This is a genomic window from Bacillota bacterium (assembly GCA_018818595.1).
In the GTDB taxonomy this organism is placed as follows: domain Bacteria; phylum Bacillota_I; class Bacilli_A; order Izemoplasmatales; family Hujiaoplasmataceae; genus JAHIRM01.
The window spans coordinates 1-9,479 of sequence record JAHIRM010000015.1 but is presented as its reverse complement, the minus strand read 5'-3'; the positions used below and the strand labels follow the sequence as shown (position 1 = coordinate 9,479).

Below are 9,479 nucleotides of genomic sequence, written 5' to 3'. Positions count from 1 at the left end.
TAATACTGCTATTTCATAGTAATTGATAGCCTTGTTTATGGAAACATATTTGGCATGAAAAAAGATCGTTTTCGTAACAACAGGCAGTTCTAAGTATTGACTTTCATAGCCGCGTACAGTCATTCATGGTACCCCGGCGCAGGTCAAGTCATTAGTAGAAATGCAACCGATTCTTTTTCGGTTCTTGCTAACAGAAGCATTGAAGCTGTCTATACCGAAGGTTTAGTCAGTGATGCTCCCTTTGTATCCATTACCGATGATGTAGCAGTAAGAACTAGTTATTATAGCTACATCAGCCGGTTTTATGTTCCAGAGGACTTTACTTTAATTGAATGGGGCATGATTTCTAATAGCACAGCTAGTTTTGATATGACAACCGATGGAATTGTTGTTCATCAAGGATTCATCAAATTACCAAATACCAATGTGTTTATGATGAGCTTTAATAAAGACAATTACAATTACGTGAAAGCGTATATTATTCTGAAAGATATCGATGGAGACTTTGTCACCATGTATAGCGATACAAAAGGTTTTACAACCACCACTGCACCAACTGAATTTTACTCCACCGGATTTGAAGACGCCAGTAAAGGATCTTATTTAGAAACAGATTTAGACAATACCATTATTACTAATGGAGAAACTTGGACGTTATATAATGCGCTTCTAGGAAGTCTTGCTGGAGATCAATTCCTAGGCACAAAAAGTATTCGCGCAAAAGATGGGTATGTCCGAACAGAATTTGTGGCTTCAGAAATTTCTGAAATCAACTTTATGGTAGGAAAATATGGCACTGATGCAGATAGTTATCTTTCCTTACAAATATCTTTAGATCAAACTAATTGGACAGTGCTTGACGACGAGATTTTATCAGACGCTAGTTTTGACCTTTATACTTTTACATTTGACTCAAGTACCTATAGTAGTCTTGGACTTAGTCCTTCAAATTCATATTACATACAATTAGTAAAATTAACGAGTGCAAGAACAAATATCGATGATTTTCATATTTTAACTGGTGCCACTTCAGTAACTTCAACTGATTTATCAGCTTTAGAGTTTAAACAAACTAAACCAGTGAGTATTACCTTCCCTGAAACGGAAGATTTAATCTATTCCGTAGGAGATACTTTTACAGATGATACTTGTTACGCAACTGATATCGTAAGTGGTAGCACGTCCTGTGCAATCTCTGGATCAGTTAGTACAAACACAAGAGGAGATCATAGTGTTACCTACGCTGCGACAAGTTACGAAGGAATTACTTATACAGAGACCAAACAATATACCGTATTTAGAGATGCCTCACTTCTTGATGTTAATTACATAGGTTACTATGATGGCATTGAAGGATTATACGGTAATGATTTGCTCTTAGCTTTAAGAGCTATTATTAATACAGATATTACAAGAGTATCTTATGGAGATGTTAGGTATTTATTAGATGATACCGATAAAGACCCTAACAATTCAAGCAATGTATTAACCATTTATACCAGAGAATCAGTAAGTGGTGTATGGGACGATGGAATTACCTGGAACAGAGAACATGTCTGGCCAAATTCAAGACTTGGAGTTCCCTCCGTTGACAATACAGATATCGGAATTGCAAGTGATATACATAATTTACGAGCATGTATTACCTCTGTCAATTCTTCTAGAAGTAACAAGGTTTATGATTCTGTAACGACCTCAGAAACGTATTTTCCAGGAGATTCTGACAAAGGAGACGTTTCAAGAATTTTATTTTATATGTTACTCATGTATGAAGAATTATCTTTAGTCAACGATATCTTACCAAATGATCCTGAGACCAATTATACCTTGGCTGGAGCTAAAATGGCCATATTTGATATGTTAATTACTTGGAGTTATCAAGATGTAGTTGATTCATTTGAACAAAGTAGAAATGAAACAATCTTTGGAATTCAAAACAACCGAAATCCATTTATTGATTATTCCTATTTTGTAGAATTAATTTGGTATGATCACGCAAATATACCTACATAAGGGAGCTTTTATGAAGAAAATCTTTATTTTATTATTCTTTTTCCTATTTTTAATCGGTTGTAACGCACAAACTACTGCTACAAATGTTACAACATTAACTGACACCAATTTAAATACTTCAATAGATATCCCGGTATTGGATATTTTTGAAAATGTCCTTGTATGGGATGAAATTACTGGTTGTAATCAATATGAAGTATACCTTCATGATGTGACATCAAACGGAGGGTCCCTTTTACTAGAAGATGAATATATTTTAGTTGACACAAATGAATATGATATTTCTCTTTTAATTCCAAATAGAGAATGGGATATTATGGTTAGAGCTATTATTGGAGAAGAACATTCCGCTTTTAGCATAGGATTTTCAGTAAGTGCCTTTGTGAATTCGGAGATTAATTATGACTACGAACTCGTAGTAGGATCAAATCACGATTACATCGTATTTCCAGAGTCACTTCCTGCTTTATTTTATATAAAATATATCAATCAAGAATTAAGCACGGCTTCATCGACTTGGTACAATGTGATTCCAGCTAGTTCCTATTTTACCCAATATGGAAGACTTTTCATTGATAGAAATTACTTTAGTGACTTAAGTGAGGAGTTAAGATTGTTTTTGTATTCAGAAGATGGAATCATCACCATTGATTTAAATATTTCATCGATTACAAAACCATTTATTGTATCGAGCAATACCATTGTCTTTTCAAGTGATGATGTCATCATGGTCTTTGAATTTTGTGGAGGAACTTTTGATGAAATCACAGGAAGTGATATCTCATCTTCTGATTATGATTTAGAAGACAATGTGTTAATCATTCATCAAGATTTTATTTCAAATCTTTTTAATGATAATCTAGATAGAAATTCTGTAATCTTAAGTTATCAATTAAGAAATAATTCAGATATTATTTTAGGATTTATTTATATTAATCGATCATAGGAAATATAAGACTTGCTTTTGATTATAAAAAAACAACTTTATATTCATTGAATAGGAATTGCTTTATGATAAAAACGGCTAATTTACCCGTATTTTTGGTAAATTAGTCTTATTTTATAATTTTTTTCATTTTTTTGAATAATAATTCTTGACATATTGATTTGACTTTATTATAATAAAAGTGTATAAAAGCAAAGCTATCGAAAGGTAGTGACGCAAAGCTATAGGGCCTTCCGATGGATGGTAGCCAGTTGCCGTTGTCTTTTCAAAAAAGACGAGGGCATTTTTTTATTTCATTGATTCGAAAAAAAGTTCTTTTTCGATTCAAACTTACAATTAATTGCGATATGCAAAAGCCAAAATCGAAGTGATTCGGTGACGGAAAGCTATAGGGTCCCAAGGGGATTGCCAGTTGCCATCATCTGCTCGATTTGGCTTTTTTTGTAGCTTTTTTAAGAAAAGTTACAATTAAAATATAAAAAATAGAAATTAGGAGGATTTAAAAATCATGTTTAAAAAAATCTTAGCAGCATTAATCGTAGTAGTAGCATTAGGTGGAAGTATTCTTGCATTTTCATATTGGGATAATTTAGAACAAACCCAAGCTGAAACCATTTCAATTGGTTCAGGGGTTACTCTTACTGTTACAGCTGTAGCAGAAGTTCCAGTCGGAAAAGTATTAGTACCTGCTGGTGTTGTTTTAAAAGCAAATGACGTAGAATCTGTTGTATTAACTTATAACGTAAAATTAGACTTAGAAGCAGCTGACGCATTAGATCTTGCTGTTGTTGCTAGCAATATCGAAATTGGTGGAGATGACACATATGCAAGCTTAGTAACCGTTAACGTTTCACTAGCAGCAGCAACTGTTAACAATACTGACGTACTTGTAACTGTAACTGTTACAATTTCTCAACCTGCAACTGTTGTAATTTATGACTTAATTAAAACACAACCAATTACATTTGATTTAACCTTTACAGCAACACAAGCTTAAAACCCTATTTTCTTAAAAATAGATTTTGCACCTGAATAATCCGCTTATTTGTTCCTCAAGCGGATTTTCAGGTATGTTTCAAACTGTAAAGATAGTAATTTATGCTTCAAGCAACTAAAATCTGAATTCATTTTTTTGGTAAGACGTTTACCGCTAAATGATTCCTAGGTGATAAAGTGAAGAAAGAAAAAAACAATCCATCAAAAAAAATAAATAAAAAAGTAGTTGTATGGCTTCGTTTTATCTTTGGAGTTGCCATCATTTTAGGAATAGGATATCTTGTATTTAACTATGTCCCTTTCTTTGCTAAATACGATCATTATGTCATTTCTTCAGGAAGCATGGAACCAACCATCATGACAGGAGACGTTGTGATTATTAACAATCAAGTTCCTTTAGATGATCTTCTACCAAGAGATATTATCGCTTTTTATGCGGACATTCGACAAGATGGAAATAAAGTAGTTGTAGTTCATTATCTTTATTCTGTAACAGAAGTTGATGGCGTTCGTATTTATAAGACACAACCTGAAGTAACAGATTCTGTTGATGGATGGGATTTAGTAGATTCAGATATCATAGGGCAACATGTATTAACGATTCCAAAAATTGGACCCGTTTTACTCTTTTTACAATCGACGATTGGAAGAATTGTCATTTTAGCTGATATCGTAGTAATCTATGTCGTCGTTACGATGTTTCAACAAACCCAAAAACCAAAAGAGACAATCAAAGAAATCGAATCTGAAACAGAGACTCCAAAAGATTCGGTATAACTATTTTATTAAATAAGTAGTAAACCATAGTTTCAATATAAAACAAATAAAGACTGAAAGGAGAGTGCATTTATGTTTAAAAGACAACTTATATTAAAATTGTTCTTAATACTTGTTATCATTTTGAGTTTTTCATCCACTCTTCTAATTGGTTATGCTTACTGGGACACGGTTGTTGATACACAAGAAGAAAATGTGAGCATCGGAGATTGGGGAATTCCAATTACTACTGCTCAAGAATTTTATAATTTTGCTATCAGAAACAACAGTCTTTCAGAAGATCGTTACTATTTATTTAATGATATAGACTTTACAGGATTTACTTGGAATTATGATAGTTCGAATTACAACATTGTCTTTAGAGGCACTTTAGATGGAAATGGAAAAACCCTTAGTAATTTGACTCTTACTCACAATTCAAGCTCTAGTTCTTACAATTGTTTTGGTATTTTTCCAATGATAGAAGGAGCATCCATTCATAATCTAACTTTTTTAAATATTAATTTAGTTCTTGGATCTTCCTCACTCAATGGATCATTCATTACAGCTGGACTAATCGCTGGAAATGCGATTGGTGGAGCCAACACGATTTCAAATATTACCATCATCAACGCCGGAATTCGTGGAACCAGTAGTGCAGGAACTGGTGGACTAATTGGAAGCGTTACTGCCTCATCTACCACTGTAAATATTGATAATATTAAAGCCACAAATATGAAAGTGTTTAGTAAAAATTCAAATGTTGGTGGGCTAGTTGGTTATATAAGTACCAGTGGAGCACAAGTAAACGTAAGTGATGTAGATTTACAAGGAGAAGTATTTTCATATCCTAGTTCATCCTATACAGGTGGAATCATTGGTTCTATTATAAATGGTGGAAAAACAAATATTCAAAGAGCCATTATTCAAATGACTTCAAGGAATACTCTTGAAACCGATGGGGCTTATTATAATCGATATTCTCAAAAATATTTAGGTGGATTTATTGGAAACAATTCATCCGCAAGTTCTAATGTTTTAATTACAGATGCATTTTTCACAGGAAGTCTTTTCACTCAAGCCAATAACATAAGATATTACATAGGAACCGCAGTTGGAAATTCAGGTGGGGCTGAAACCTTATCCAGAGCCTACTATGCATTGGTTGAGTTTCGCTCCTCAAGTGGATCCATTATTTATACACCGGATAGAACACCAAGGGGTGTAATGGCAACTCTTGTTAGTGCATCGTCCTTGCCAATTCCTAGTTGGTGGGATACATTTGCTACACAATTTTACTTAGCAAATGATCTTTGGTCTCAAGATTCTTCTGGAAGATTAATCTTGAGTAGGTAAATAAAATAATTCAAGAAAGCACTCTTTTAACCCGTATGGGATAAAAAGGTGCTTTCTTTATTCTCTAATGAAAATAGATAAAAAATATAATATGCATGGATTTAATATTCATCTATTTTATATAAATCTATTGCATTTTAAAAATTATAGAGTATAGTATAGGTATCAAAGACAAAGCCATACAGATTGTTTTTATCTTGTATGAGTGCTTGGTTTGATAAAGCTAAACCCGGAGTAATCCGGCGACAGAAAACTATAGGGTCCCTCAGGGATTGCCAGTTGCCGTTCTAAACATTCATAGGAGTGATCAGTATGCGACCATTAGTGGTGTCTTTTTTTGTTTTTCTTTTGCTATTGTTTGGGTCGGCCCTTGCATATCAAGAGTGGTTAAACCAACAAACGATTTTTGAATTTAGTGAAGTAGTATCATTAAGTCAATCTTCCCAAGTTCAAAATCTATCTGCCCCATCTGGAAAAAGATTAGTACCAACCGGGGCAATTCTTGGCATAGATGATGTTACGGAAGTCTATTATACTTATGTAGTGAAAGTAGAAGACGGACATTTTCTTGAAGTAGAAATTGCTCATTCACTTATAACTTTAGAAAGTGAAATGTATTTGCTTGCCAATCAAATGTTAATCTTTTCGTCAGATATCGAAATGATTGATGATACTCATGCAAAAGTTGTCGTTGGTATTAGTTTGAATATGCCTTCTTCAGAAGAAGAAGCGAATTTCTTACAAGCTGGAGTATTATCCTTTCAAGTTCTTTTTCATCAAAAACCTAATTTCTAAAATTTTAAAGAGCAATCAGTTTACGCTGATTGCTTTTTTTACATTTAATCCCTAAAAGTCAAATCATTAGATTAAAACGTATGAAAAGTGTACTATATACTTGTAAGGAGTTGAAAAACTATGAATTCAAGTAAAGTAGTAATCGTTGGTACAGGCTTTGTTGGAATGAGCTATGCCTACGCATTGGTAAACCAAGGGACAATAGAAGAACTTGTCTTAATTGACATTGATTATAATAAAGCAGAGGGAGAGGCCATGGATTTAAACCATGGACTCGCCTTTGGACCAAGAAAAATGAGCATTAAAGCAGGAAATTATTCAGATTGTAAAGACGCACATTTAGTAGTAATTACCGCAGGAGTTAGTCAAAAAGATGGAGAAACAAGAATTGATTTATTAAATCGAAATGCAAAAATTATGAAATCCGTCGTAAGAAACATTATGGATTCTGGATTTGATGGAATCCTACTTGTTGCAAGTAACCCTGTTGATATCTTAACGTATGTGGCTTGGAAAGAATCCAATCTCCCTTCTTCGAGAGTCATAGGTAGTGGCACCTCACTTGACACGGCAAGACTTCGTTATGAAATTTCAAGATACGTAAACATATCCGTTTCAAACGTACATGCTTATATCTTAGGAGAACATGGAGATAGCGAATTTGTTTGTTGGTCAAGCGCTTATATTGGAGCCAAACCCATCAAAGATGTGATTGATTCTATGGATGAAATTAATTTTGAAGATTTAGAAAAAATCTATCAAAATGTAAAGAATGCAGCTTATGAAATTATCAAAAGAAAGAAAGCAACTTATTATGGAATTGGAATGGCGTTGGTCCGAATTACTTCGTCGATTTTTAACAACGAAAATCGAATTTTACCTATTTCTGTTTATAACAATGGCACATATGATACTGAAAAAGACGTTTATATTGGGCTCCCCGCGGTTTTAAACCGAGATGGCGTTCATCATGTAGTTAAATTAAAATTAAACGAAGAAGAATCCCTTAAATTAGATAAATCATCTAGTATTTTAAAAACAATTTTAAATCAAATGGATTTTTAAAAAGTATTAAGTCCAAAGCGCAGAAGTCAAACCGACTTCTGCTTTTTTTTAGAAAAGAAAAAAGCAATAGTCAAATGTAAATAGATAAATCCTTTTATATTTGATATAATGAATTTGACCTACTATCAAGATTTTCGATTCTGAATCGTTCTTTTGAAAGGAGATATATTATATGCATACTTTTCAAGATTTGTATAAACGAATTGTTTTATCTTCAAAGACCAAACAAACTGATGACGTACTTGATCGGTTAAATTACGATCCTTTTCATTTAGAGTGTGTCTTAAAACCTGGGATGAATGCCCAAAGTTGGGAAACTTACAACCCTTCCTGTCTTCAAACAAATGTAAATTTTATGGACTGTTTTTACAAACATGTAAAGACAGATGAACAAGGTCAAAGACTACCAGTATTTGTTGAAGAAAAATGTCATAATTGCCTTGACCCCAAACTTATTCAAAAATTATTACTCTCCGAAGATATCATGAAAGTAATGGACGCCATACATAAAAAAGACAAACCAGTTTATGTTTTAATTGCGCCTGCTTTTTTAAGTCAATTTGATGTGGTAACGGATGGACAACTTCGATCTGCTTTTAAACAAATAGGATTTGAAGGAGTTGTAGAAGTTTCTTTATTTGCGGATATTTTAACATTAAAAGAAGCTTTAGATTTTGACAGAGAAATTCAAAATGAAAAAGACTATATTCTAACAAGTTGCTGCTGCCCTATGTGGATTCAAATGATACGGAAATTAAAGCCAGACTTGATGATTCATGTTCCAAAATCGGTCTCTCCAATGATTGCTACTGGAAGAGTTATTAAAAAAATAGTTCCAAACGCTTTTACCGTTTTTGTAGGACCTTGTCTTGCCAAAAAAGCCGAAGCGAAAGAAGAAGATATCAAAGACGCCATTGATGTTGTGTTAACCTTTAAAGAAGTAAAAGATCTTTTTGAAACAGCTAGAATTGATGCTTCAAACTTAAAAACTGATGTAAGAGAACATTCTTCAGCAGCTGGAAGAATCTATGCGATATCATCTGGAGTTAGTCAAGCAGTAGACCTTACCTTAAAACGACTTCGTCCAAATAAAAAAATACAAGTAAAATCTGTTTATGCAAGTGGTGTTCCGGAAATGAAGAACTTGCTTGCGAATTTAACAAACGGATCTTTACAAGCAAACTTTATCGAAGGAATGGGTTGTAGAGGCGGTTGTGTTGGAGGACCAAGAGCTTTGATTGATAAAGATCAAGCAAAAATCAAAGTCGAAGAATACGCAAAAAAATCACTATACAAAACACCTCTTGACAACCCATACGTCATTGAAATGCTTCAACGGTTACACTTTACTTCAGTGGAAGAGTTGCTTCAAGATAAAGAAATCTTTACGCGTGAGTTTTAGACTTTTCAATATTTTGGAGATTTTTCTATTTTCAATCTTAAGTATGATATAATTTATCTAAAGAAAAAATAACGTAAATGACAGGGAAATGTTAACTATGAATGAATTAAAACAAAAAAGATTATTTTTACTCGATATGGATGGAACCAT

Annotated in this window: 8 protein-coding genes and 3 riboswitches; all 8 genes read left to right on the top strand. The window is 33.2% G+C overall.

The window, feature by feature from the left end; all coding sequences use genetic code 11:
• The first annotated feature begins 96 nt into the window (after positions 1-96).
• The 8 genes from KJ971_04110 (at position 97) to KJ971_04075 (ending at position 9,329) form a co-directional block, all read left to right on the top strand.
• Positions 97-2,013 carry an endonuclease gene (locus KJ971_04110; GenBank protein ID MBU1145027.1) on the top strand — a complete coding sequence of 639 codons (1,917 nt, stop codon included), beginning with the start codon at positions 97-99 and terminating at the stop codon, positions 2,011-2,013.
• A 10-nt stretch (positions 2,014-2,023) separates the two neighbouring features.
• Positions 2,024-2,959, top strand: a complete 936-nt coding sequence (locus tag KJ971_04105; protein ID MBU1145026.1) for a hypothetical protein — start codon at positions 2,024-2,026, stop codon at positions 2,957-2,959.
• A 180-nt stretch (positions 2,960-3,139) separates the two neighbouring features.
• A riboswitch (cyclic di-GMP riboswitch) is annotated at positions 3,140-3,218 on the top strand.
• A gap of 86 nt (positions 3,219-3,304) precedes the next feature.
• A riboswitch (cyclic di-GMP riboswitch) is annotated at positions 3,305-3,379 on the top strand.
• Positions 3,380-3,467: 88 nt separating this feature from the next.
• The gene (locus tag KJ971_04100) at positions 3,468-3,956 is read left to right on the top strand and encodes a hypothetical protein (GenBank protein MBU1145025.1); all 489 of its coding nucleotides are present in this window, start codon (positions 3,468-3,470) and stop codon (positions 3,954-3,956) included.
• Positions 3,957-4,132: 176 nt separating this feature from the next.
• Positions 4,133-4,732, top strand: a complete 600-nt coding sequence (locus KJ971_04095; GenBank protein MBU1145024.1) for a signal peptidase I — start codon at positions 4,133-4,135, stop codon at positions 4,730-4,732.
• A 72-nt stretch (positions 4,733-4,804) separates the two neighbouring features.
• Positions 4,805-6,067 (top strand): hypothetical protein, encoded by a 1,263-nt coding sequence (locus tag KJ971_04090; protein ID MBU1145023.1) that lies wholly within the window; start codon positions 4,805-4,807, stop codon positions 6,065-6,067.
• A 212-nt stretch (positions 6,068-6,279) separates the two neighbouring features.
• Positions 6,280-6,354: riboswitch (cyclic di-GMP riboswitch) on the top strand.
• Positions 6,355-6,379: 25 nt separating this feature from the next.
• Positions 6,380-6,862, top strand: a complete 483-nt coding sequence (locus tag KJ971_04085; GenBank protein MBU1145022.1) for a hypothetical protein — start codon at positions 6,380-6,382, stop codon at positions 6,860-6,862.
• Between the two features lie 120 nt (positions 6,863-6,982).
• Complete coding sequence (locus KJ971_04080) at positions 6,983-7,927, top strand: L-lactate dehydrogenase (GenBank protein ID MBU1145021.1); 945 nt, start codon at positions 6,983-6,985, stop codon at positions 7,925-7,927.
• Positions 7,928-8,099: 172 nt separating this feature from the next.
• Positions 8,100-9,329: an iron hydrogenase gene (locus tag KJ971_04075; GenBank protein ID MBU1145020.1), complete on the top strand. Its 1,230-nt coding sequence runs from the start codon at positions 8,100-8,102 to the stop codon at positions 9,327-9,329.
• Positions 9,330-9,479: the final 150 nt, after the last annotated feature.